The 24,051-nt window shown below is 72.8% G+C and carries 22 protein-coding genes; 13 read left to right on the top strand and 9 right to left on the bottom strand.

The window, feature by feature from the left end:
* Nucleotides 1-135 precede the first annotated feature (135 nt).
* The 3 genes from G6W55_RS31670 to G6W55_RS31660 form a co-directional block, all read right to left on the bottom strand.
* Entirely contained in the window at nucleotides 136-783 is a 648-nt protein-coding gene (locus G6W55_RS31670; RefSeq protein ID WP_175524150.1) for a hypothetical protein, read from the bottom strand.
* Entirely contained in the window at nucleotides 768-1,310 is a 543-nt protein-coding gene (locus G6W55_RS31665; protein WP_030796094.1) for a SigE family RNA polymerase sigma factor, read from the bottom strand. The genes G6W55_RS31670 and G6W55_RS31665 overlap by 16 nt, the downstream gene beginning before the upstream one ends.
* 300 nt (nucleotides 1,311-1,610) lie before the next feature.
* The gene (locus tag G6W55_RS31660) at nucleotides 1,611-2,534 is read right to left on the bottom strand and encodes an A/G-specific adenine glycosylase (protein WP_175524149.1); all 924 of its coding nucleotides are present in this window, start codon (nucleotides 2,532-2,534) and stop codon (nucleotides 1,611-1,613) included.
* A 261-nt stretch (nucleotides 2,535-2,795) separates the two neighbouring features.
* On the opposite strand from G6W55_RS31660, the gene G6W55_RS31655 reads away from it, so the two are divergent.
* Nucleotides 2,796-3,617, top strand: a complete 822-nt coding sequence (locus tag G6W55_RS31655; RefSeq protein WP_175524148.1) for a hypothetical protein — start codon at nucleotides 2,796-2,798, stop codon at nucleotides 3,615-3,617.
* A 101-nt stretch (nucleotides 3,618-3,718) separates the two neighbouring features.
* Here G6W55_RS31655 and disA read toward each other — a convergent pair whose 3' ends face one another.
* Nucleotides 3,719-4,843: a DNA integrity scanning diadenylate cyclase DisA gene (gene disA / locus G6W55_RS31650; protein WP_175524147.1), complete on the bottom strand. Its 1,125-nt coding sequence runs from the start codon at nucleotides 4,841-4,843 to the stop codon at nucleotides 3,719-3,721.
* Nucleotides 4,844-4,925: 82 nt separating this feature from the next.
* On the bottom strand, nucleotides 4,926-6,338 hold the full coding sequence (gene radA / locus G6W55_RS31645; protein ID WP_175524146.1) for a DNA repair protein RadA: 1,413 nt from the start codon (nucleotides 6,336-6,338) through the stop codon (nucleotides 4,926-4,928).
* Nucleotides 6,339-6,580: 242 nt separating this feature from the next.
* On the opposite strand from radA, the gene G6W55_RS31640 reads away from it, so the two are divergent.
* The gene (locus G6W55_RS31640; protein ID WP_217687633.1) at nucleotides 6,581-8,293 is read left to right on the top strand and encodes a hypothetical protein; all 1,713 of its coding nucleotides are present in this window, start codon (nucleotides 6,581-6,583) and stop codon (nucleotides 8,291-8,293) included.
* A gap of 72 nt (nucleotides 8,294-8,365) precedes the next feature.
* Here G6W55_RS31640 and G6W55_RS31635 read toward each other — a convergent pair whose 3' ends face one another.
* A complete protein-coding gene (locus tag G6W55_RS31635; protein ID WP_175524144.1) occupies nucleotides 8,366-9,238 on the bottom strand; it encodes a hypothetical protein in 873 nt (290 codons plus the stop codon).
* Between the two features lie 95 nt (nucleotides 9,239-9,333).
* On the opposite strand from G6W55_RS31635, the gene G6W55_RS31630 reads away from it, so the two are divergent.
* From G6W55_RS31630 to ilvD, 4 genes are all read left to right on the top strand, one after another.
* The gene (locus tag G6W55_RS31630; protein WP_175524143.1) at nucleotides 9,334-10,284 is read left to right on the top strand and encodes a Ppx/GppA phosphatase family protein; all 951 of its coding nucleotides are present in this window, start codon (nucleotides 9,334-9,336) and stop codon (nucleotides 10,282-10,284) included.
* 168 nt (nucleotides 10,285-10,452) lie between these two features.
* Nucleotides 10,453-11,277, top strand: a complete 825-nt coding sequence (locus G6W55_RS31625) for a sugar phosphate isomerase/epimerase (RefSeq protein ID WP_175524142.1) — start codon at nucleotides 10,453-10,455, stop codon at nucleotides 11,275-11,277.
* Complete coding sequence (locus G6W55_RS31620) at nucleotides 11,274-11,987, top strand: TetR family transcriptional regulator (RefSeq protein WP_175524141.1); 714 nt, start codon at nucleotides 11,274-11,276, stop codon at nucleotides 11,985-11,987. Before G6W55_RS31625 ends, G6W55_RS31620 begins: the two co-directional genes overlap by 4 nt.
* A gap of 115 nt (nucleotides 11,988-12,102) precedes the next feature.
* Nucleotides 12,103-13,956, top strand: a complete 1,854-nt coding sequence (gene ilvD, locus G6W55_RS31615; RefSeq protein ID WP_175524140.1) for a dihydroxy-acid dehydratase — start codon at nucleotides 12,103-12,105, stop codon at nucleotides 13,954-13,956.
* Nucleotides 13,957-13,988: 32 nt separating this feature from the next.
* Here the strand turns inward: ilvD and G6W55_RS31610 are convergent, their stop codons facing one another.
* Complete coding sequence (locus tag G6W55_RS31610) at nucleotides 13,989-16,196, bottom strand: serine/threonine-protein kinase (protein WP_175524139.1); 2,208 nt, start codon at nucleotides 16,194-16,196, stop codon at nucleotides 13,989-13,991.
* A 194-nt stretch (nucleotides 16,197-16,390) separates the two neighbouring features.
* Between G6W55_RS31610 and G6W55_RS31605 the strand changes: the two genes are divergently transcribed.
* The 6 genes from G6W55_RS31605 to proC all read left to right on the top strand — a co-directional run bounded on the left by G6W55_RS31605 (nucleotide 16,391) and on the right by proC (nucleotide 20,820).
* Entirely contained in the window at nucleotides 16,391-16,735 is a 345-nt protein-coding gene (locus tag G6W55_RS31605) for an SH3 domain-containing protein (RefSeq protein ID WP_030796118.1), read from the top strand.
* 84 nt (nucleotides 16,736-16,819) lie between these two features.
* Complete coding sequence (locus tag G6W55_RS31600; protein ID WP_175524157.1) at nucleotides 16,820-17,323, top strand: EamA/RhaT family transporter; 504 nt, start codon at nucleotides 16,820-16,822, stop codon at nucleotides 17,321-17,323.
* Between the two features lie 58 nt (nucleotides 17,324-17,381).
* Nucleotides 17,382-18,185 carry a class I SAM-dependent methyltransferase gene (locus G6W55_RS31595; RefSeq protein ID WP_175524138.1) on the top strand — a complete coding sequence of 268 codons (804 nt, stop codon included), beginning with the start codon at nucleotides 17,382-17,384 and terminating at the stop codon, nucleotides 18,183-18,185.
* A gap of 126 nt (nucleotides 18,186-18,311) precedes the next feature.
* Nucleotides 18,312-19,121, top strand: a complete 810-nt coding sequence (locus G6W55_RS31590; RefSeq protein ID WP_375372491.1) for an ABC transporter ATP-binding protein — start codon at nucleotides 18,312-18,314, stop codon at nucleotides 19,119-19,121.
* On the top strand, nucleotides 19,118-19,894 hold the full coding sequence (locus tag G6W55_RS31585; RefSeq protein ID WP_175524136.1) for an ABC transporter permease: 777 nt from the start codon (nucleotides 19,118-19,120) through the stop codon (nucleotides 19,892-19,894). Before G6W55_RS31590 ends, G6W55_RS31585 begins: the two co-directional genes overlap by 4 nt.
* Before the next feature lie 116 nt (nucleotides 19,895-20,010).
* On the top strand, nucleotides 20,011-20,820 hold the full coding sequence (gene proC, locus G6W55_RS31580) for a pyrroline-5-carboxylate reductase (protein WP_175524135.1): 810 nt from the start codon (nucleotides 20,011-20,013) through the stop codon (nucleotides 20,818-20,820).
* A gap of 47 nt (nucleotides 20,821-20,867) precedes the next feature.
* Here the strand turns inward: proC and G6W55_RS31575 are convergent, their stop codons facing one another.
* On the bottom strand, nucleotides 20,868-21,452 hold the full coding sequence (locus tag G6W55_RS31575; protein ID WP_078634385.1) for a cysteine hydrolase family protein: 585 nt from the start codon (nucleotides 21,450-21,452) through the stop codon (nucleotides 20,868-20,870).
* A 74-nt stretch (nucleotides 21,453-21,526) separates the two neighbouring features.
* Here G6W55_RS31575 and G6W55_RS31570 point away from each other — a divergent pair, with 74 nt between their 5' ends.
* Nucleotides 21,527-22,582: a GlxA family transcriptional regulator gene (locus G6W55_RS31570; protein WP_175524134.1), complete on the top strand. Its 1,056-nt coding sequence runs from the start codon at nucleotides 21,527-21,529 to the stop codon at nucleotides 22,580-22,582.
* Here G6W55_RS31570 and trpS read toward each other — a convergent pair.
* Entirely contained in the window at nucleotides 22,480-23,547 is a 1,068-nt protein-coding gene (gene trpS / locus G6W55_RS31565; protein ID WP_175524133.1) for a tryptophan--tRNA ligase, read from the bottom strand. The genes G6W55_RS31570 and trpS overlap by 103 nt on opposite strands.
* Nucleotides 23,548-24,051: the final 504 nt, after the last annotated feature.

Here is a 24,051-nt window from a genome sequence, read left to right as displayed (position 1 = left end):
TCGCCGGGACGTGACATGCGCTCGGTCCCGTCCTGGCCCGCCCCGTCCCACCCGCCTCATCCATTGATCGGAACGAGCGGCCCGATCGGTTCACGATCCGGCGGACTATTTTCGTGGGCTGCCCCGGCCGTCCGCCTACAGGTCCTCGCCCGCCGCCGCGCTGTAGTCGTTGTGCCAGCTAAACGCCTTGACGAAGCGGTCCGACCGCCACCGGTACGTGATCACGTTCTCCCCGGAGGGGTTCGAGACCGGGTCGCCCTTCTCGTACACCTGCTTGGTCACCACCAGGTCGCCCCGGTCTATCTCGGCGTAGACCGGCGGCTCCTCGGTCCGGAACACGTTCTCGTACCGGCCGTCCGTCTCGCGGTACACGTAGGAGCCGATACCGACCGCGTCGCTGCACGTGAGCACGTTGACCACGATGTCGTCCGCGGGGCCGCCGGTCAGTCCGCCGTACGACACGTCGACCGGGTACTCGTCCCCGACGCAGGGCGTCAGTTGGTGCTTGACCTCCGCCGAGACCGTGGGGTCGTCCCTGACGAGCTGTACCGCGTCCACCCGGCCGAGGGTGTTGGTGGGGGCCGCGCCCGACGGCGTGGCCGCCGGGACGGCGTCCTCCAGGGTGTCGGAGTGGGCCGGCCCCTCGTCACGGGCGCCGGTGCCGCCCGTACCGCAGGAGGCGAGGAAAAGGCCGAGGGCGGCGAGCACGGATATCGCCGTGATCGCCGCCTGGAAGGTGCCTCGGGCCTGTGGGGGCCCGGCCTGGGTCAGGCCGCCGCGCAACGCTCCCGCTCCTCACGCTCCAGCGCGCGTGCGTCCAGATCGCGGGTTTCCAGCTCCTCGCGGAGCCGGGCGAGCGCCCGGTGCAGCGTGCTCTTGACCGTACCCGCCGACATGCCGAGGGCGGCGGCCGTCTCCTCCGTGGACATCTGCTCCCAGTGTCGCAGGACGACGACACTGCGCTGCTTGGGAGCGAGCACCTTCATCGCGTCCATCAGCAGGGCGCGGTCGGCGTGCTGTTCGGTGGAGTCCTCCACGCGGGCGTCCGGGAGCTGCTCGGTGGGGACCTCCTCCAGCTTGCGGGCCCGCCACCACTCCGTCCGGGTGTTGATCATGACCCGGCGCAGATAGGCGTCCGCGAGGCGCTTGTCCGCGATGCCCTCCCAGCGGCCGTACGTCCGGGCGAGGGCGGTCTGGAGGAGGTCCTGTGCGTCGACCGGGTCCGGGACCAGCCGGCGGGCGCTGCGCAGCAGCGCGTCCTGCCGGGTGCGGACGTACTCCTCGAACTCGAGCACCTCGCCCTGCGCCATGGTCAACCCCTCCGTGTTCCCCGTGCCGGCGTGCGGTCGTCCGCCGGTTTTCCTGCCGTGGTCTGTCGCCCTCGTGCCCTCGGTGGGCACGCAAACGAAGCTACGGAGCGGTTGTCACGGGGCTGTCCGAAGCAGCCTGCGGCCAGCACTCGGCTGTCCGTCGGTTGTGTAACGGAAATGAGTTCTGGGTAAAGGGAGGGGCTGAATTGTCCGGTTAAGTCGGCGTTTGCCCGCACCGGCCTGTCGGATGCCTGCCTGATGCCTGTCCGTCGTCTGTGACATGGCGATGCGTCAGATGCGTCAGGTCAGCGGCAGCCGGTACGTCCCGCCCGGCAGCGGCTCCACCAGACCGTCGGCGACCAGGCCGTCCAGGGCGCGGGCGCGCTGCACCGGCTCGTGCCACACCCGGTCCAGGGCTTCCTGCGGCACGGGCGCGTGCGCCTCCCTGAGGACGGCGAGCAGCTTGCCGCGCACCTGCCGGTCGGTGCCGGCGTACGTCTGGCCCCGGCGCGGCGGGCCGTCGTGCTCCGGCTTGCCCGCGAGCCGCCAGGCGCACTGCCCGGCGATGGGGCAGCGCACGCACGTCTCGTTCTTCGCGGTGCACACCAGCGCGCCCAGCTCCATCGAGGCGGCGGCCCAGCGCGCGGCGGTCCCCTCGTCCTCGGGGAGCAGGGCGCGGGCCAGCCGGCGTTCGGCGGCCGTGGTGGCGTTGGGCGGGTACCGCACGCCCGTGACGGCCCGCGCGAAGACCCGGCGGACGTTGGTGTCCAGTACGGCGTGCCGCTGCCCGTAGGCGAAGGAGGCGACGGCCGCCGCCGTGTACTCGCCGATGCCGGGCAGCGCCAGGAGCTGGCCGTGGTCCGACGGCACGTCGCCGCCGTGCCGCTCCGTTATGGCCACCGCGGCGCCGTGCAGCCGCAGGGCGCGCCGGGGGTAGCCGAGCCGCCCCCACGCGCGGACGGCCTCGCCCGGGGCGTCCGCGGCCAGGTCGGCGGGGCGCGGCCAGCGGGCGAGCCACTGCTCGTAGACCGGCAGGACCCGGCTGACCGGGGTCTGCTGGAGCATGAACTCGCTGACCATCACGCCCCACGCGCCCGCCTCCGGGTGCCGCCAGGGCAGGTCACGGGCGTGGTCGTCGAACCAGTCGATGACGGGGGCGTGCAGGTCCGCTCCGGAGACGTCGTCGGCGGGGCTGTTGTGCGGGGGCTTCGTGGGAGCAGTCATGGCCCTTCCGATCCTGCCATGCGGGACGGTGCACGCGTGCGTACCGCCACTCGACAGGGTCCCGCCCCGAGGGTGCCCCCACGCGCGCGTGCCGTGGTCATGGCCAGAGCTGCAAGGGGCGCCGTCGCAAACGGCCGGGGGTGCGCGCGGGCGTGAAGTGGGGCGCGTGGACAGGGAATCCAGGATGATGATCCTGAAAAGTTGTACTCCGGGCGGCGGGTGGGGCCAGCGAACGCGGCGATCTCTCGTACAGTTTGCGCCGTGGGATCTCTGCGCAATCCGATCGGGCCGCTCCCCTCCTCCATCTACTGGCGACGGAGGGTTGTACTGCTGTCTGTGATCGCCCTGTTGGCGCTGCTCATCACCTGGGTCGTCACCTCGGGCGGAGGTGGCGGCGACAACGGCGCCACGGGGTCGAACGGCAAGAATCCCGCGTCCTCGATCACTCCGGGACCGAGCGGCTCCGGGCCCGCCATCAGCCAGGCGCCGGGCGGACGCGACGAGCCCACCGAGGGCGCCGACGGCGGCGGCTCGGGCGACGGCGGCTCCGGCACGGGCGGCGGCGGATCCGACGACGGCGCCAACGGCAACGGTGACGGCGGCGGTGCCGGAGGCGGCACCGGGACGGGCGGCAGCGGCGGCATCGGCTCGGGCACGACCCTGCCGGCCGGCACCACCCTCCCCAACTGCACCGCCAGCGTGGTCACGTTGTCCCTGCGCAGCGTCAACAACGAGTACGCGCCCGGCCAGACGCCGACGTTCCGGCTGACCGCAAAGAACTCGTCCGGCAGCGACTGCAAGGTCGATCTCGGCCCGAAGAAGGCGGTGTTGACGATCACCAAGACCGGCAGCACCGACCCCTACTGGTCCACCGCCGACTGCCCGGCCGACTCCGGCAGCCGGCTGTACCGCGTGGTGGCCGGCGACACCTTCACCTACACCGTCACCTGGAACCGCAAGCCGAGCGCCGCCGAGTGCGCCACGCCTCCGGCCGGTTCGGCCGGTCCCGGCACCTACCTCGTGGAGGTGCGGACGCCGGGGTTCGCGAAGGCACAGACGTCCTTCGTGCTCGCGGAGGACTGAGCCGGACCCGGCAGGGGGCGCCCGGTGGTGAGCACGGGCGCACGGCGGGCCGTGTCCTACCCGCGGGCCGACCCACCTAGGCGGCTCGTCCGCTCGTACGGCTAGACGTACCGCTCAAGGATCGAGGACTCCGCCAGCCGCGACAGCCCCTCGCGGACGCTGCGCGCCCGGGCCTCGCCGACGCCGTCCACCGTCTGGAGGTCGTCGACGCTGGCGGCGAGCAGTTTCTGGAGGCCGCCGAAGTGCTCCACCAGACGGTCGATGATGGCGCCCGGCAGCCTCGGCACCTTCGCCAGCAGGCGGAAGCCGCGCGGCGACACCGCGGTGTCGAGGGCCTCGGGGGAGCCGGTGTAGCCCAACGCGCGTGCCACCGTGGACAGTTCGAGCAGCTCGGCGTGGCTGAGCGCGTCCAGTTCGAACAGTGCCTCGTCGACCGTGCGGGAGCGCTTGGCGGTCGGCTCGGGGACGTAGTCCCGCACGACCAGCTCGCGCTCGGGCTCCAGGCCCGCGATCAGCTCGTCGAGCTGGAGGGCGAGCAGCCGTCCGTCCGTGCCCAGTTCGACCACGTACTCGGCGATCTCGGTGGCGATACGGCGGACCATCTCCAGCCGCTGCGCGACCGCGGAGACGTCCCGGACCGTCACCAGGTCCTCGATCTCCAGCGCTGACAACGTTCCCGCGACCTCGTCCAGGCGGAGCTTGTAGCGCTCCAGGGTCGCCAGGGCCTGGTTCGCGCGGGACAGGATCGCCGCCGAGTCCTCCAGGACGCGGCGCTGGCCGTCGACGTACAGGGCGATCAGGCGCATCGACTGGGAGACCGAGACGACCGGGTAGGCGACCTGCTTGGACACACGGTCCGCGGTGCGGTGCCGGGTGCCGGTCTCCTCGGTGGGGATCGTCGGGTCCGGGACGAGCTGGACGCCGGCCCGCAGGATCTTCGACAGGTCGGAGGAGACGACGATGCCGCCGTCGAGCTTGCACAGCTCGCGCAGGCGCGTGGCCGTGAACTCGACGTCCAGGTCGAAACCGCCCGTGCACATCGTCTCGACGGTCTTGTCGGAGCCGAGCACGATGAGCCCGCCGGTGTTGCCGCGCAGAACCCGCTCGAGGCCGTCGCGCAGGGCCGTACCCGGAGCCACCGCGCTCAGCGCGGCGCGCATCAGGCCCTCGGCACCGGAACTCCCGCCGGACTTTCCGGGAGCTGCCGCCCGGTCGTTGGCTGCCACTGCACTCCTCCGGTCGCAGGTTCTTCAGGCGCTCCCGTTTCGCGCACTCGGTTCGTACGGACGGGCGAGACCTGGGCAAAGTCTACCGGCGGTCCTCCGCCTCCCGTGGGGCGTCTCGGCGACGCGAGCGCGGCAGGACCCGCAGGGCCTCTCCCATGTCCGCGACTTCCAGCACCTTCATCCCGGCCGGGACCTTGCCGGGGTCGCCCGGCACGAGCGCGTGCGTGAAGCCCAGACGGTGGGCCTCGGAGAGCCTGCGCTGTACGCCTGTGACCCGTCTGACCTCGCCCGCGAGGCCGACTTCGCCGATCGCGACGAGGTTCTTGGGCAGCGGGGTGTCACTGGCGGCGGAGGCGAGGGCGAGGGCGATCGCGAGGTCCGCGGCGGGCTCCGAGAGGCGCACCCCGCCGACCGTCGCCGAGTAGATGTCCCGCTTGCCGAGCGCGCTGATGCGGCCGCGCTGCTCCAGGACGGCCAGCATCATCGACACCCGGGACGTCTCCAGACCGGAGGTCGTGCGGCGCGGGGACGGGATCTGCGAGTCCACGGTGAGCGCCTGGACCTCGGCGACCAGCGGGCGCCGGCCCTCCAGGGTGACCGTCAGACAGGTGCCCGGGACCGGTTCGTCACGTCTGGTCAGGAAGAGTCCGCTCGGGTCGGCGAGGCCCGTGATGCCCTCGTCGTGCAGTTCGAAGCAGCCGACCTCGTCGGTCGCGCCGTAGCGGTTCTTCACGCCGCGCACCAGACGCAGACGCGCGTGCCGGTCGCCCTCGAAGTGCAGGACGACGTCCACCAGGTGTTCGAGGAGGCGGGGTCCGGCGATCGCGCCGTCCTTGGTGACATGGCCCACCAGGAGGGTGGACATGCCCCGCTCCTTGGAGGCGCGGATCAGGGCGCCGGCGACCTCGCGGACCTGGGCCATGCCGCCGGGGGCGCCGTCGATCTCCGGCGAGGCGACCGTCTGCACGGAGTCCAGGATCAGCAGGGACGGCTTCACCGCGTCGAGATGCCCGAGGACGGCCGACAGGTCGGTCTCGGCCGCGAGATAGAGGTGGTCGTCGATGGCGCCGATGCGGTCGGCGCGCAGCCGGACCTGGCTCGCCGACTCCTCGCCGGTGACATAGAGGGTGCGGTGCTCGTCGCTCGCGGACTTCGCCGCCACGTCCAGCAGGAGCGTCGACTTGCCGACGCCGGGCTCGCCGGCCAGCAGCACGACCGCCCCCGGCACCAGGCCGCCGCCCAGGACACGGTCCAGCTCGGGCACGCCGGTGCCGCGCGCGGTGGCCGTCCGGCCGTCGACCTGACCGATGGGGACGGCGGAGGTGGTGACACGGCCCGGCGCCGTCGTACGGACCGCGGGCGCGCCGCCGTACTCCTCGATCGTGCCCCACGCCTGGCACTCGGGGCAGCGGCCGAGCCACTTGGCCGTCTGCCAGCCGCATTCCGTGCAGCGGTAGGACGGACGGTCCTTGGTGGATTTCGTACGGGCAGCCATGCCCCACACCGTAACCGCCACCACCGACAGCCGGACGAGCCTGTGGACGAACGGTCCTCCGGCACCCCGGCGCACCGGGCGAAACGGCGGGCGCCCCCGGTGATCCGGCCACGTCCTGTCACGAACGAGCCATGGGACCCCCCTCCCATGTCCCCTATTGAGGGATCGTTTCACCCGTACGGATTAAAAGGACTCAAGGGACAAGAGGAGCGCGTTCCGGGCCGCCTACGGTCGCACGGGTGATGAGCAGCAGTCCGGAGACCTCGACCCGCACGACCGGCGCACACCGGGCGCACCGGGAGGCGCTCGACCGCGGCGCGGCGCGCACTCTGGCGCGACGTCCGCCCGCGCGCTACGAGCCGTACCTCGACGGGCTGTTCACCTACTGCCTGTCCGTGCTGTGCGACCACGACGCGGCCACCGCCGCCCTGGGCGACGTCCTCGCGCTCGCCGAGCGGCGCGGCCAGCGCGTCCCGGACGCCGCCGGCGACCGCAGGGCCTGGCTGTACGCGCTGGCCCGCTGGGCCTGCCTGCGCAAGCTGACCGAGGCCAAGCAGAAACGTCAGAGCACGCACGCGGCGACCCGCGCCACCGGCCCGGCCGAACCCGCCGTACCGGACGACGTCCAGCAGCGGCGGCGGCGTGAACTCTCCCTGCTGGCCTGGCCGGAGGCCGCCGGCACCACCCCGGAACAGCGCGAGGCGCTCGAACTCGCCGTCCGCCACCACCTCGCCGCCCACGAGATCGCCGCCGTCCTCGGCAAGGACCACGCGGCGGCCCGCGAACTGCTCGCCACCGCCGCCTGCGAGGTCGAGCGCACGCGCGCGGCCCTCGCCGTCGTCGAGGCCGGCGGCTGCCCCGGCGTGGCCCGGCTCACCGGCGAGCACCAGCTCGTCCTCAGCGCCACCCTGCGCCGCGAACTCGTCCGGCACGTCGACGACTGCCCGCGCTGCCGCAGGACCGCCGAGCGAGCCGTCCCCGGCCGCTGGCCCGGCGCCGGGATCACCCCCGCCGAACTGCCCGTCCTGGAGGCGCCCCGCGCGGAGCTGCACCGGGCCCTGGCGCACCTCCCGCGCGCGCGGGGCGCGGCCCTCCCGCGCTACGACCGGCGCGGCTTCCCCATGGACCCCAAGGACCGCGCCGCCCGCCGCGACCGGCTCCGCGCGCGTGCCGTCACGACCACCGTCGTCGCCACCGTCGTCGCCGCGCCCGTGCTGGCGCTGTGGGCCGCCTACCGGGGCACCCCGACCGGCGAGGGCGCCGACGGCCACGCCGCCACCGCGGGCGAGGCACGGGGTCCCGGCGGCCTGGACGGCGATCCGGCCGGCGGCTACGAGAACGCCGGGAACGCCAGCACCCGCCCCGGCAGCGGCTTCTCCAAGGGCGACGGCCCGGACGTCTCCGTGGAGGTCGTCAGCGTCACCGGGCTCGGCACCAAGAGCGGCAGCCTGCTCGGCGTGACGGCGGCCACCAGCGGCGACACCACCCTGATCACCCTCACCGCGTCGAAGGACGCCGAGGAACCGATTCGCTGGTCCGCCACCACGGGCGCCCGCTGGCTCTACCTGAGCCGTTCGAGCGGCACCCTGAAGCCCGGCGAGTCGGTGACGGTCAAGGTCCACGTCGACCAACTGCGCGAGCCCGCCGGCGCCTGGCACGCGCGCGTGGCGGTCGCCCCGGCCGGCGTGGTCGTCTCGATCGACGGCTACGGCACCGCGTCCGGCCCCTCCGACCCCGGCACCGGACCCGGTCCCGGCCCCGGCGGCCCGCCCGCGTCCTCACCGGACCCGGACCCCGACCCGACGCCCACCGACCCGGGCACCCCGACGCCCACGCCCAGCGACCCGCCGCCCACGACCGACCCGGAGCCCACCCCCTCCGACCCGCCGTCGACCGACCCGGGCTCGTCCCCGCCGCCCACCGGCGACGGCGACCCGGGCCCGGCGACCTCCTGAGCCACCCGGGCCACGGGCATGGGAGCACGAGGCGCGGGGGACCGGCCCCCGGGCGGCATACGCGGGCCGGCCCTACGGACGGCCGGGCTCCCCGGGCGCCACCGGATCCGCCGGATGCGGTGCCAGCAGCGGCAACTGCGAGGCCAGCCGCTCCTCGCACAGCTCGACCAGCCGGTCGTAGCCCGCCTTGCCCATCAGCTCGGTCAGCTCCGGCCGGTAGGACACGTACACCGGGTCGCCCGCGCCGTGCGCCGAGGTCGCCGAGGTGCACCACCAGTGCAGGTCGTGGCCGCCCGGACCCCAGCCGCGGCGGTCGTACTCGCCGATCGACACCTGGAGCACACGCGTGTCGTCGGGCCGTTCGATCCAGTCGAAGGTGCGCCGCACCGGAAGCTGCCAGCACACGTCCGGCTTGGTCTCCAGCGGCTCACGGCCCTCCTTGAGGGCCAGGATGTGCAGCGAGCAGCCCGCGCCGCCCGCGAAGCCCGGACGGTTCTGGAAGATGCACGAGCCGTTGAACGGGCGGGTCTGGCGCGACCCCTCCTCGTCCTCCGAGACCCAGCCGCCCCGGGCGCCCTCGTCGTGGTGCTGCCAGATGTCCGGAGTGAGACGTGCCACGTACCCGGCGACGCGCTTCTCGTCGTCCTCGTCGGAGAAGTGGGCACCCAGCGAGCAGCACCCGTCGTCCGCGCGGCCGGCCTGGATGCCCTGGCAGCCGCTGCCGAAGATGCAGTTCCACCGAGAGGTCAGCCATGTCAGATCGCACCGGAAGACCTGCTCCTCGTCCGCCGGATCAGGGAACTCCACCCACGCGCGTGCGAAGTCGAGGCCCTTCTCGTCGCCAGCCGGGGGCCGCTTCGACGGCTTCGACGGCTTTGCGGGGCCCTTGGCCGACTTGGGAGCTTTGTCGGCCTTCTCTTCCTTCGCCTTTTTCGTCTTTGGCACGTGTCCAGGGTAAGTCGCCCACGGCCGTCCCCGGCACCGTCCCGCACGCCGCACCAGGGGCGGAGCACGGCCCCGCGGGCAGTAGCGTTCCCTACATGAGACTCGGTGTCCTCGACGTGGGATCGAACACGGTGCATCTGCTGGTCGTCGATGCGCACCCCGGCGCGCGCCCGCTGCCCGCGCACTCGCACAAGGCCGAGCTGCGCCTCGCCCAACTCCTCGACCCCGACGGCGCGATCGGCCCCGACGGCGTCGACCGGCTGGTCGGTGTCGTGCACGAGGCGCTCCAGGCCGCCGAGGACAAGGGCGTCGAGGACCTGCTGCCGTTCGCCACCTCCGCCGTGCGCGAGGCCACCAACGCCGACGACGTCCTCGCGCGCGTGCACGCCGAGACCGGGGTGCGGCTCCAGGTCCTCAGCGGCGCCGAGGAGGCCCGTCTCACCTTCCTCGCGGCCCGCCGCTGGTTCGGCTGGTCCGCCGGGAAACTGCTGGTCCTGGACATCGGCGGCGGCTCCCTGGAGATCGCGTACGGCATGGACGAGGAGCCGGACGCCGCCGTGTCGCTGCCCCTGGGCGCCGGCCGGCTCACCGCGGGCTGGCTGCCCGGCGATCCGCCGGAACCCGAGGACATAAGGGCGCTACGACGGCACGCACGCGCGCAGATCGCCCGTACGGTGGGCGAGTTCAGCCGCTTCGGCGCCCCGGACCATGTCGTCGCCACCTCGAAGACCTTCCGGCAGCTCGCCCGCATCGCCGGCGCCGCCCGCTCCACCGAGGGCCTCCACGTCCAGCGCGAGCTGAAGCGCGAGTCCCTGGAGGCATGGGTGCCGCGGCTGGCCGGCATGACGACCGCGCAGCGCTCCGAACTGCCCGGCGTCTCCGAGGGCCGCGCCAACCAGCTCCTGGCCGGCGCCCTGGTCGCCGAGGGCGCCATGGACCTGTTCGGCGTCGAGAAGGTCGAGATCTGCCCGTGGGCGCTGCGTGAGGGCGTGATCCTGCGGCGCCTCGACCACATGGAGTCGGAGCGGATCGGCCAGGGAGTGTGATCGGCCGGGGAGCGCGGGAGGCGCGGGACAGTGCGGGACCGACGGCGAACACCTCGTACCGCCCGGACGGCCGGAACCGGCCGCACGGGCCGGGCCGGTCCGTGGCGCTTCCCACAACGGCGAACGGACGCCCGTTCCCAGGCACCCGCACCCCGTAACCTGTCCCCCATGGCAGAGCCAGTCGTGCGGATCCCGGATGCGAAGGTCGCCCTGTCGACGGCCTCCGTGTACCCGGAGTCGACGGCGACGGCCTTCGAGATCGCCGCGCGCCTCGGCTACGACGGCGTCGAGGTCATGGTGTGGAACGACCCCGTCAGCCAGGACATCGACGCCCTGCGCCGGCTGAGCGACCACCACCGCATCCCGATCCTCGCCGTGCACGCCCCGTGCCTGCTCATCACCCAGCGCGTGTGGTCCACCGACCCCTGGACCAAGCTCCAGCGCGCCCGCGCGGCCGCCGAGAAGCTCGGGGCGACCACGGTCGTCGTCCACCCGCCGTTCCGCTGGCAGCGCCAGTACGCGCGTGACTTCGTGCGCGGCATCTGGCGGATGGCGGACGAGACGGACGTACGGTTCGCCGTCGAGAACATGTACCCGTGGCGCTACCGCGACCGCGAGATGCTCGCGTACGCCCCCGACTGGGACGTCACCAAGGACGACTACCGGCACTTCACGATCGACCTCAGCCACGCGTCGACGGCCCGCACGGACGCGATGCAGATGATCGACCGCATGGGGGACCGGCTCGGCCATGTCCACCTCGCCGACGGAAACGGTTCGGCCAAGGACGAGCACCTGGTTCCGGGGCGGGGCGCCCAGCCCTGCGCCGAGCTGCTGGAACGGCTCGCGCTGAGCGGCTTCGACGGCCATGTCGTGATCGAGGTCAACACCCGGCGGGCCATGTCGAGCGCCGAGCGCGAGGCCGACCTCGCGGAGGCCCTCGCCTTCACCCGCCTGCACCTCGCGTCGGCGACGAAGGTGCCTCGCACGTGACGGACGCGGGTGCCGGACCCGGCGCGGGCGCGGGCAGTGGTCGGGGCGCGGACAGCGGTCCGGGTGCGGCCCCGGGGGCGGGTGCCGGTGCCGACGGTGCGGCCGACCGCCCCGCCGCTCCCCGTCGCCGCGGCCGCCCCCCGCGGGCCGAGTCCGCCGAGACCCGGGACCGGATTCTCGCCGCCGCGCGCGAGCAGTTCTCCGAACGCGGGTACGACAAGACATCCGTACGCGGGATCGCGAAGGCCGCCGGAGTGGACTCGGCGCTCGTGCACCACTACTTCGGCACCAAGGACCTGATCTTCGAGGCGGCCGTCGAGGGCGTCGTCGGACCCGTCCTCGACGGCCCGGGCTCCATCGCGGAGGGCCCGCTGGAGGGCGTGGGGGAGCAGATGGCCCGCTTCTTCTTCGGCGTCTGGGAGAACCCCGCCACGCGCGCGCCCCTGCTGGCGATCGTCCGCTCGGCCGTGAACAACGACGCCGCGGCGGCCGTCTTCCGCCGCCTGGTCGCCGCCCAGGTGCTGCGCCGGATCGCCGCGCGGCTCGACCTGCCCGACGCCGAGCTGCGCGCCGAGCTGGCGGCCGCGCAGCTCATCGGGTGCGTGATGCTGCGGTACGTGATCAAGGTGGAGCCGCTGGCGTCGGCGGACGTCGAGTCGGTCATCGAACGGCTGGCCCCGGTGGTCCAGGGACACCTCACAGGCCCCTGACGATCGCCGACCGGACCCGAGACGCCCGTCCCGCATTCCGGACACCTCGTCCCGTACGGTGGATGACCGGCGTACGCTCTTTAGCAGCCCTATCTGTCTGAAGGAGCGAGCGACGATGCCCGAGCTGAGGTCCCGCACAGTCACCCACGGCCGCAATATGGCGGGCGCCCGCGCCCTTATGCGCGCCTCCGGTGTACCCGGTGCGGACATCGGCCGGAAGCCGATCATCGCGGTGGCCAACAGCTTCACCGAGTTCGTGCCCGGCCACACGCATCTCCAGCCCGTCGGGCGGATCGTCAGCGAGGCGATCCGCGAGGCCGGCGGCATCCCGCGCGAGTTCAACACGATCGCGGTCGACGACGGCATCGCGATGGGCCACGGCGGCATGCTGTACTCCCTGCCCTCCCGCGACCTGATCGCGGACAGCGTGGAGTACATGGTCGAGGCCCACTGCGCCGACGCCCTGATCTGCATCTCCAACTGCGACAAGATCACCCCGGGCATGCTGAACGCCGCGCTGCGGCTGAACATCCCGACGGTCTTCGTCTCCGGCGGCCCGATGGAGTCCGGCCGCGCCACCCTGGTCGACGGCACGGTCCGCACGCTCGACCTGGTCGACGCGATCTCCGACGCCGTGAACGACAAGATCTCGGACGAGGACATCCTCCGTATCGAGGAGAACGCCTGTCCGACCTGCGGCTCCTGTTCCGGCATGTTCACCGCCAACTCGATGAACTGCCTGACCGAGGCCATCGGCCTCTCCCTCCCGGGCAACGGCTCGGTGCTGGCCACCCACACGGCGCGAAAACGCCTCTACGTCGACGCCGCCCGCACGGTCATGGACATCACCCGGCGCTACTACGAGCAGGACGACGAGACCGTCCTGCCGCGCTCCGTCGCCTCCTTCGCGGCCTTCGAGAACGCCATGGCGCTCGACATCGCGATGGGCGGCTCCACCAACACGATCCTGCACCTGCTCGCCGCCGCCCAGGAGGCGGGCGTGCCCTTCGGCCTGGAGCAGATCGACGCCGTCTCCCGGCGCGTGCCCTGCCTGGCGAAGGTCGCCCCCAACGTGGCCAAGGACCGCACGTACTACATGGAGGACGTGCACCGCGCGGGCGGCATCCCCGCCCTGCTCGGCGAGCTGCACCGCGCGGGCCTGCTCAACGAGGACGTGAACTCCGTCCACAGCCCGTCCCTCGCGGACTGGCTGAAGACCTGGGACGTCCGCGGCGGCTCCCCGTCCGCCGAGGCCGTCGAGCTGTGGCACGCCGCCCCGGGCTGCGTCCGCTCCGCCGAGGCGTTCTCCCAGTCCGAGCGCTGGGAGGCGCTCGACGAGGACGCCGAGGGCGGCTGCATCCGCTCCGCCGAGCACGCCTACTCCAAGGACGGCGGCCTCGCGGTGCTGCGCGGCAACCTCGCCGTCGACGGCTGCGTGGTCAAGACGGCCGGTGTGGACGAGTCGATCTGGACCTTCGAGGGCCCGGCGGTCGTCTGCGAGTCGCAGGAGGAGGCCGTCGAGAAGATCCTCAACAAGCAGGTCACCCACGGCGACGTCGTCGTCATCCGCTACGAGGGCCCCAAGGGCGGCCCCGGTATGCAGGAGATGCTGTACCCGACGTCGTTCCTGAAGGGCCGCGGGCTCGGCAAGACCTGCGCCCTGATCACCGACGGCCGCTTCTCCGGCGGCACCTCCGGACTGTCGATCGGCCACGCCTCGCCCGAGGCGGCCTCCGGCGGCACGATCGCCCTCGTCCAGGACGGCGACCGCATCCGCATCGACATCCCGAACCGCTCGATCGAGTTGCTCGTGGACGACGCGGAACTCGCGCGCCGCGAGGAGTCGTTGAACGGGACGTACGCCCCGTCGAACCGTCAGCGCAAGGTCTCCGCCGCCCTGCGCGCCTACGCCGCGATGGCGACCAGCGCGGACAAGGGCGCCGTGCGGGACGTGTCGAAGCTGGGCTGAGCGCCCTCACGCCCCATGGGCCCGGCGGGCGGCTACCAGTCCGCCGGGTCCGTCCCGTCCACCCCGAACACCGTGCCGTCCGGCGCCCCGGCGAACACCCGCCCGTCGACCGCCCGGGGCGCGGGCAGCGCGGACACGACCTCGCCGCCGTTCGCGCCGAGCCGCAGCGCCGTCTGCCCGACCAGCTTCCCCGCCTCCGCGTCCACGGCGAGGAGACGGCCGTCCGCGGCGCTGAAGTACACGTGCGCGCCGTCGGCGACCGGTGCCGAACCCCGGCTCACGGCCGTCTGGAGCGACCACGACTGCTCCGCCCGGCCTGTGTCCACGGCCACCAGGGCCCCGTCGAAGGCCAGCAGATACACCCGGTCGCCGCGTACGGCGGCCCGCGCCTGCTGGAGCGGCACGTTCAGCGCGATCCGCCGGGTGTCCCGGCCGCGCGGGTCGTAGCGGACCACGGCGTCGACCTTGCCGTACTCCCCGCCTTCCGCCAGCAGCACCAGAGCGCCGTCCGCCGTGCCCACCAGGGTCAGCGTGCCGTCCAGCGACCGCTGCCAGCGCACCTCGCCGGTGGCGGGGTCCACGGCGGTGATCCGGGTGCGCCCGTCGTCCGAGGCGGTCGTCGCGTACGCCAGCGGATCCTTCGGGAACGCCACGAAGTACGGCCGGCTCTGCCCCGGCACCCGGCCGCTCCACGCCTCCTGGCCCGTTCCGGCGTCCACACCGGTCACCGTGCCGTCGGCGGCGGTCAGCAGCAGGGTGCCACCGGCGGTCGCGACGCCCTCGTACGCCGTCACGTCCCGCGTCCAGCGGACCTCGCCCGACGCCGGGTCGAGGGCCTCGACGCGCTTGCCGGAGTGCGTGAGCAGCAGCGCGAGGCCGCCCGCGAGCGCCGGGGCCTCTCGGGGCCGGTCGCCCTTCCGGAGCGGATGCCGCCACAGGACGCGCCCGTCGGAGGTGTCGAGCGCGGACACCAGTCCCGTCTGGGCGCAGAGCAGCCGCCGCGCGTCGTACGCGCACTGCGGCACACCGCCGTCGCCGCCGCCCCCTCCGCTGTCGCGGGCCTCGCCGCCGGCGGCCGGGGCCTTGGGGGTCGCCGTCCAGCCGGTGAAGTCCGCCGCGGAGGAACGGGTCCCGCCCGTCGCCCGGGCCGTTCCGCCCGTACCGCCCGCGTCGTCGTCCCCGCCGAGCGCCAGCGCCGTGGCGAGCGCCGCGACCGAGACGACGACGGCCACGGCGGCGAGGCCCAGCCGGATCCTGCGACGCCGCTTCGACGGCTCCGGATCCGAGACGGGCTCCTTGGAATCCGCCTGGGACCCGGTCACTTCCGGCTCGGCCGCTTCCGGACCGTCCGCGTCCGGCTGCGCCCCGTCCGTCGTGCGCTGCGACGGTATGAACGCCTGGGTGTCGTACGAGGCGGCCACCGACCGCAGTTCGCGCATCAGCTCGTCCGGTGTCGGCCGGTCCTCGGGCTCCTTGGCGAGGCAACGGCCCACCAGGGACGCCAGGTTCGCCGGTACGCCCGTCAGATCCGGTTCGTCGTGCACCACTTGGTAGGCGACGACGTACGGGCTGTCGGAATCGAACGGACCGCGTCCCGTCGCCGCGTGCACCATCACCGAGCCCAGCGCGAAGATGTCGGCGGCGGGCCCGACCTCCCGGGGCCGCCGGAACTGCTCCGGCGCCATGAACGGCGGCGTCCCGATCAACTTGCCCGTCTCGGTGCGCAGTTCGCTGTCCTTCGGGCGCGAGATCCCGAAGTCGATCACCTTCGGACCGTCCTCGGCGAGCAGCACGTTGCTCGGCTTCAGATCCCGGTGTACGACTCCGACGCGGTGGATGTCGCGCAGCGCCTCGGCGAGCCCGGCCATCAGCCGGCGCAACTCGCCCGAGTCCATGGGGCCGTTCCGCTTCACCTGCTCGGCGAGGGTCGGGCCGGGGATGAACAGGGTGGCCATCCAAGGGCGTTCGGCCTCGGGATCGGCGTCGACGACCGGTGCGGTGAACGCGCCGCTGACCTTCCGGGCGGCCCCCACCTCCTGCCGGAAACGCCCCCTGAACTCGGGATCCCGCGCGAACTCCGCGTGGACGACCTTGACCGCGACCTTCATCCCGGAGGTGCTGCGGGCCAGATGCACCACGCCCATGCCGCCGGAACCCAGACACGACTCCAGGCGGTAGTGACCGGCGTACTCGGGAAGTTCCGCTTCCGCGCCCGCTCCGGTGTTGCGCTGTGGCGTCATGGACCACCCCCGTGCTGTTCCTCCGCGCGCGCGACGCACGGAGCCTAGTCGATGACTCGAACACGGCAGCGGCGGCTTGCCCGCCACACTGTACGAATCGTGCACATGTGTTTCATCGCGTGTTCAAGGGGAATCAACGGGGCCTCATGGCGTTCACGGGGTTCGACCATGAGGTTCGACGGGGGAGGATTTTCATGTCGGTGGACCGTGTGGAAGAAGTGGAAGAGGCAGGGGGAGCGGCCGAGGGCGCGAGCGCGGGGGAGTCCCTCGCGGCGGCCGCGACGGCGAGCCTCACGTACTACCCGATCGCCCCGGGCGTCCGGCTGAACGTACGCAGCGGCCCGGGCACCAGCTACCCGATCGTCAAGGTGCTCCCCGAGGGCACCCGGGTCCCGATCTTCTGCCAGTCGCCGGGCACCAGCGTCACCGGCCCGTACGGCACCTCCAAGATCTGGGACAACATCGCCAACGGCCAGTTCGTCTCCGACGCCTACGTCAGGACCGGCAGCGACGGCTACGTGGCACCGCGCTGCGCCTGACCGCGGCCCCGACCCGTTCGGGAGCCCGCCGGTGGCCGGAGCCATAATCGTCCCGTGAGCGACAATCGTTCTGTGAGCGATTCTGTGAGCGACGAGAACGGCACCCCGGACACCTCGGCGGGCCCCGACGGGCCCCGCCCCGAGCCCCTGCGGTTCTTCGGCACGACCTGGGTGGACCACGACGGGGGCTACGCCCTGCGCCGCGCCGGCGTGGCCGTCGGCGCGCTCGCCGCCACGACCGCCGCCTGCCTCGTCCTGCGCTTCGCCTACCAGGGCCTGGCCGTCGCCGACATCGGCGGCTTCGTGAACCTGCTGGTCGTCGTCATGTTCGCGGTGTGCAGCGCGCTCGCCTTCCGCACCACCTGGGAGGGCTTCTCCAAGCGCCCCGACCCCGACCGCCAGGCATCCCTGCGCGGGCTGCTGACCATCGGGTTCGTGGGCACGCTCGTCGCCTACTTCTTCCGCACCCTCACCGAGGCGCCCGGAGAGAAGCTGCACCGCGCCGAGTACGAGACCGCCCGGCAGCGGTACGAGAAGCGCGGCACCCGCCGCACGGGCAACCCCGCGAAGAAGCGCCGCCGCACCTGACCGCGGGCGCCGGGAACGCCCCGTTCCCCTCCACACCCGGCGGGGCGACCATGGCCCCATGACGGCCACTTCACAGGCACAGGCCCAGGACCCCGCCGAGGCCCGAGCCCACATCCGCGCCCACTCCTTCAACGCCGCCGCGGCCCAGTACGCCGCGAACCGCCCCTCCTACCCGCCCACCCTCTTCGACACCGTCGAGGAACTCGCCGACCGCCCCCTCGCCGGCGCCCGGATCGCGGACGTCGGGGCAGGGACGGGCATCGCGACCGCCCTGCTGCACGCCCGCGGCGCCCACGTCGTCGCCGTCGAACCGGGAGAGGGCATGGCGGCACAGTTCCGCCGCGCTCTCGCCCAGGTACCGATCGTCCGCGGCGACGGCAACCACCTCCCCCTCGCCACCTCCTCCCTCGACCTCCTTACCTACGCCCAGTCCTGGCACTGGACCGACCCGGCCCGCTCGGTCCCGGAGGCCCTGCGCGTGCTGCGGCCGGGCGGCGTGCTGGCGCTGTGGTGGAACACCAGCACCGTCGACGTGCCGTGGATCGAGGCCCAGGCGCGGCGCATCGAGCGCCACTTCGGCCTCGACGGCGTGGTGAGGACGAACGGCGACGCCTCCCACCTCGCCCGCGCCGACCCCACCGGCAGCCTCGCCTTCACCCACCGCCGGATCCGCTGGAGCCGCCGCGTCCCCGTCGACCTCCACCTCGCCAACATCGGCAGCCACTCGGGCTTCCTGGTCCAGGGCGAGGAGCGGTCCACCGCCTTCCTCACCGAGGAGCGCCGCCATCTCCTCGCCGCCTTCCCGGACGGCACGGTCGAGGAGACGTACGACGTGGAACTGCTGGCCGCCACCGCACCCTGACCGAGACGCCGGACCAAGACGCCAGACCGAGGCGCCAGACCGAGGCGCCTGACCGAGACGCCAGACCGAGGAGCCCGACCGAGACGCTTGACGGGGTACCGCCGCGGGAGCAATATTCATCGCATGATGAATTCCCTGGCCGGCGACCGCGGCGAACCCTCCGCCGAGGAACCGGCACCCGCCCTCCACGCCCGGGACCTCACCGTCGTCCGCGGCTCCCGCACGGTCCTGCGCGGCCTCGGCTTCACCGTCCCGCGCGGCCAGATCACCGGACTCCTCGGCCCGTCCGGCTGCGGCAAGACCACGCTGATGCGCGCCGTCGTCGGCACCCAGGCCAAGGTCACCGGCACCCTCGACGTCCTCGGCAGCCCCGCCGGACACCCCTCCCTGCGCACCCGCATCGGCTACGTCACCCAGGCCCCCTCCGTCTACGACGATCTGACCGCCCGCCAGAACCTCGACTACTTCGCCGCGATCCTCGACCCCGGCCGCGCCGCCGCCGACCGCCGCCACGAGAACGTCACCCGCGCCATCGCCGACGTCGACCTCACCAGCCACACCGACGCCCTCGCCGGCAACCTCTCCGGCGGCCAGCGCAGCCGCGTCTCCCTCGCCGTCGCCCTCCTCGGCACCCCCGAACTCCTCGTCCTCGACGAACCCACCGTCGGCCTCGACCCCGTGCTGCGCCGCGACCTGTGGCAGCTCTTCCACGACATCGCCGCCTCCCGCGGCGCCACCCTCCTCATCTCCTCCCACGTCATGGACGAGGCCGAGCGCTGCCATCGCCTGCTCCTGATGCGCGAGGGCGAGATCCTCGCCGACGACACCCCGGACGCCCTGCGCGAACGCACCCGCTCCGAGACCGTCGAGGCCGCCTTCCTCCACCTGGTCGACCAGGCCGCCGCGGCCGCCCGCGAGAAGGAGACGACCCGATGACCGCACCCACGACCCCCGCCGCGCCCACGGGTGCCCTCAACCTCTCCCGCACCACCGCCACCGCCGCACGCGTCCTGCGCCAGCTCCGCCACGACCCCCGCACCATCGCGCTGATGATCCTCATCCCGTGCGTGATGCTCTTCCTGCTGCGCTACGTCTTCGACGGCAACCCGCGCACCTTCGACAACATCGGCGCCTCCCTCCTCGGGATCTTCCCGCTGATCACGATGTTCCTGGTCACCTCCATCGCCACCCTCCGCGAACGCACTTCCGGCACCCTCGAACGCCTCCTCGCCCTGCCCCTCGGCAAGGGCGACCTCATCGCCGGCTACGCCCTCGCCTTCGGCACCCTCGCGATCATCCAGTCCGCCCTGGCCACGGGCCTCGCGGTCTGGTTCCTCGACCTCGACGTCACCGGCAGCCCCTGGCTGCTCCTCCTGGTCGCGCTCCTCGACGCCCTGCTCGGCACCGCCCTCGGCCTCTTCGTCTCCGCCTTCGCGTCGTCGGAGTTCCAGGCCGTCCAGTTCATGCCGGCCGTGATCTTCCCCCAGCTTCTCCTCTGCGGTCTGTTCACCCCGCGCGACGCCATGCACCCCGCCCTCGAAGCCGTCTCGAACGTGCTGCCCATGTCCTACGCCGTCGACGGCATGAACGAGGTCCTCAAGCACACCGACATGACCGCCACCTTCGTCCGCGACATCCTGATCGTCGGCGGCTGCGCGCTCCTGGTCCTCGCCCTCGGCGCGGCGACCCTGCGCCGCAGGACGGCATGACCCGCCCGCACCGCACGCCCGCACCACACGTCCGCCCACCGGACACACCCGCCGCACCCCCACCCCCGATGGGAGGATGAACAAGGACGACGCACACCCCCGGAGGGCCCCGCACCATGACGCAGAAAGTCGCAGTCCTCGGCACCGGCAAGATCGGCGAAGCCCTGCTCAGCGGAATGATCCGCGGCGGCTGGGCCCCGGCCGACCTCCTCGTCACCGCCCGCCGCCCCGAACGCGCCGAGGAACTCCGCGCCCGCCACGGAGTCACCCCCGTCACCAACGCCGAGGCCCCCAAGACCGCCGACACCCTCATCCTCACGGTCAAACCGCAGGACATGGGCACCCTCCTCGACGAACTCGCCCCGCACGTCCCCGCCGACCGCCTGGTCATCAGCGGCGCGGCGGGCATCCCCACCTCCTTCTTCGAGGAGCGCCTGGCGAGTGGCACCCCGGTCGTCCGCGTGATGACGAACACCCCCGCCCTCGTCGACGAGGCCATGTCCGTCATCTCCGCCGGCACCCACGCCACCGCCGACCACCTCGCCCACACCGAGGAGATCTTCGGCTCCGTCGGCAAGACCCTGCGGGTGCCCGAGTCCCAGCAGGACGCGTGTACCGCGCTCTCCGGATCCGGCCCGGCGTACTTCTTCTACCTGGTCGAGGCCATGACCGACGCCGGCATCCTGCTCGGCCTGCCCCGCGACAAGGCCCACGACCTGATCGTCCAGTCCGCGATCGGCGCCGCGACGATGCTCCGCGACAGCGGCGAGCACCCCGTCAAGCTCCGCGAGAACGTCACCTCCCCCGCCGGCACCACCATCAACGCCATCCGCGAACTGGAGAACCACGGCGTACGGGCCGCCCTCATCGCCGCCCTCGAAGCCGCCCGCGACCGCAGCCGCCAGCTCGCCTCCGGCAACGGCTGACCCCACGGGCGACTACGGACCTGGCCGGCCCGCCGGGGGGCGGTGGATCACGCGGCCGCGGCCACGATCTCCTTCGTGGTCACCACCCGCGCGAAGCCGCCCCCGTGCAACGACACCGCCGTCGCCCGCGCCAGCTCCTCCGCGCTCAGCCGCCACCCGAACGGCCCCTCAAGACCGAAGGTGTACGTCGCGTCGAACGCGAACACCACGTCGTACCCCAGGTTCCCTCCCATCCGCGCCGTCGTCTCGGCGCACATGTTCGTCTGGATCCCGGCCACCACGATCTGCCCCGCCCCCTCGGCCGTCAGCCAGGCGTGCAGATCAGGCGCCCCGAGGAACGCCGAGTTCACCGACTTCGTCACCAGCAGCTCGGCCCCGGCACCCCGCCCGCGCCGCCGCTCCACGTAGTCCTTGAACCCGTTCCCCTCGTACCCGACGCGCAGCGGCGAGTCCGGCTTCACCGAGTCGTGCCGCACGAACACCACCGGCCGGCCCGTCGTCTGCCATACGTCGATCAGGGCGGCGATGTTGTCGTCCGCCTCGGGATGGTTGCGCGTACCCCAGTAGTCCTCCTCCTCGAATCCCTTCTGCACGTCCACGACCACCAGCACTGCGTTCTCCGCGATGTCCATGCCCTCGATCGTGCCGCCCGGCAGGACCGCCGCCCAGCGATACAAAAGCCAGCGATCGATGGTTTACTGCCACCATGGCAGTCCAGGCACCGCGGCCCCCGGCCCACCGCGTGGCGCTCGTCGCCTTCCCCGGGATCCGCGCCTTCGACGTCTCCGTCATCACCGAGGTCTGGGGCACCGACCGCACCGACCGCGGCGCCCCCGCCTTCGACCTGCGCCGCGTCGCCGTCGACAGCACGCCCGTCCCCATGCGCGGCGGTCTGGCCCTGCACCCCGACCGCACCCTCACCTGGCTCGCCCGCGCCGACCTGATCGTGGTCCCCGGCCTCGACGACCACCTCACTCCCGCACCCACCCCCGTGCTGGACGCCCTGCGCCGCGCCCACGCCCGCGGCACCACCCTCGCCGCCCTGTGCGGCGGAGCCTTCACCCTCGCCCAGGCCGGCCTCCTCGACGGCCGCCGGGCGATCACCCACTGGAACCTGATCGACCTCCTCCGCATCCACCACCCCCGGGTGAACGTCGTCCCCGACGCGCTCTTCATCGAGGACGACAACATCTGGACCGCCGCGGGCACGGCAGCCGGCATCGACCTCTGCCTCCACCTCGTCCGCCGGACCCACGGTGCCGAGGCAGCCGCCACCATCGCCCGCTCGATGGTCACCGCGCCCTTCCGCACCGGCACCCAGGCGCAGTTCATCGAGCACCCCACACCCCGCGCCGACCGCGACGCCGACACCCTCGCCGCCGTACGCGAACACGCGCTGCGCCATCTGCACGAACCACTCACGGTCGCCGACCTGGCCGCCTACGCGGGTATGTCCCCCCGCAGCTTCGCCCGCCACTTCACCGCCGCCACCGGCACCACCCCCCTCCGCTGGCTCCTCGACCAGCGCATCGCCACAGCCCAGAAACTCCTCGAACGCACCGACCTCCCCATGCCCGAGATCGCCCGCCGCGCCGGCTTCGGCAGCGAGGTCACGATGCGCCAGCACTTCGCCTCGCGCCTCGCCACCAGCCCACGCGCCTACCGAGCCGCGTTCAGCACCCCGGCCCCGGCCCCGGCCTCGGGCACCGGGGCACCTGACAGCGCGTCCGTCACCGGAGGCAGCAGCCCGATCGCCCGATAGGCGGTATCCACGACGGGGCGCGCCATGGCCCGAGCCTTCTCCGCACCAACCCGAAGCACCCCCTCCACATACGCGGGATCCGCGCACAACTCCCGATGCCTCACCCGCACCGGCCGCAACACCTCGATCACGGCGTCCGCCGTGTCCTTCTTCAAAGCGCCGTACGAGTCGTAAACGGCCGGGAGATCTTCCGGGTTCCCGTCGGTGCAGGCGGCGAGGATCTCCAGCAGATTCGCGACCCCCGGCCGCCCCGCCCGGTCGTAGACCACCTCACGGCCGCTGTCGGTGACGGCCCGCATGACCTTCTTCCGCACCACGTCCGGCTCGTCGAGCAGATAGACGATCCCCGGCCCGGTGTCCTCGCTCTTCCCCATCTTCGAGCCGGGCTCCTGGAGGTTCATCACCCGCGCCGCCACCCCCGGAGGCGTGGCCCGCGGCACCACGAAGGTGTGCCCGTACCGCTGGTTGAACCGCACCGCCAGATCCCGGGCCAGCTCGACATGCTGCGTCTGGTCGTCCCCCACCGGCACCTCGTCGGTCCCGTACGCCAGGATGTCCGCCGCCATCAGCACCGGATACGTCAGCAGCGACAGCCGCACACTCCCGCCGCGCTCCCGCTCCCGGGCGGCCTTCTCCTTGTACTGGATCATCCGCCGCATCTCGCCGTCCGTGGCCACGCACTCCAGCAGATACGACAGCCGCGCGTGCTCGTCCACATGACTCTGTACGAAGACCGTGCACAGCTCGGGGTCCAGTCCCGCCGCCAGCAACAGCGTCGCGGCCTGTCTGCTCAGCCGGCGCACCCGGGCCGGATCGTGCTCCACGGTCAGGGCGTGCAGATCGACGACGCAGAACACGGCGTCCGCCCGGTGCTGGTCGACCTCGGCCCACCGCCGCATGGCCCCCAGGTAGTTCCCCAGGGTCAGATGCCCGGTCGGTTTGATCCCGCTGAAAACCCGTGCCATCTCCACTCCACCTCCTGGTCGAGGCCGCCGTCCCGGCCGGCCGGCCCTCCGGAGTCCTGGAGGAGAAACACGAACGGCCGCCGAGGCGGCGGCCGTTGAACGCATACGTGAGCCCGGCCGCCGTCAGGCGGCCCACCACTGCTGGGTGCAGGTGCGCGTACGCGTAGTCATGGGCCAAGGGTACGCCTGTACGCCTCCGGGGTGCCGTCGAGGCGCGGGTTGACACGCCCCTCGCTCATACGTAGTGTTCTCCGAGTTGTCCGACGTGAGCGCCGACTCCGGTCGGTCCCCGGACAGCCATTCCGCAAGTACCAACCACTTCTCGACGAGCAGTCGTTCCGTCTGTCGTCGTGTCATTGGCGTGCGTATTCGCGAAATGAGGAATCCGCGTTCGAAAGGACGCCGCCCCCGATTGGCTTCGGGAGCGGGGAATCCGCTAAAGTCTCACTCGTCGGAACGGCCCAACAGCCGGGAAGGCAAACCCCCTCTGACTGGGAATCAGAC

The organism is Streptomyces sp. CAI-85 (genome assembly GCF_013363615.1).
In the GTDB taxonomy this organism is placed as follows: Bacteria; Actinomycetota; Actinomycetes; order Streptomycetales; family Streptomycetaceae; genus Streptomyces; species Streptomyces antibioticus_B.
This window is presented reverse-complemented; position numbering and strand designations above follow the sequence as displayed.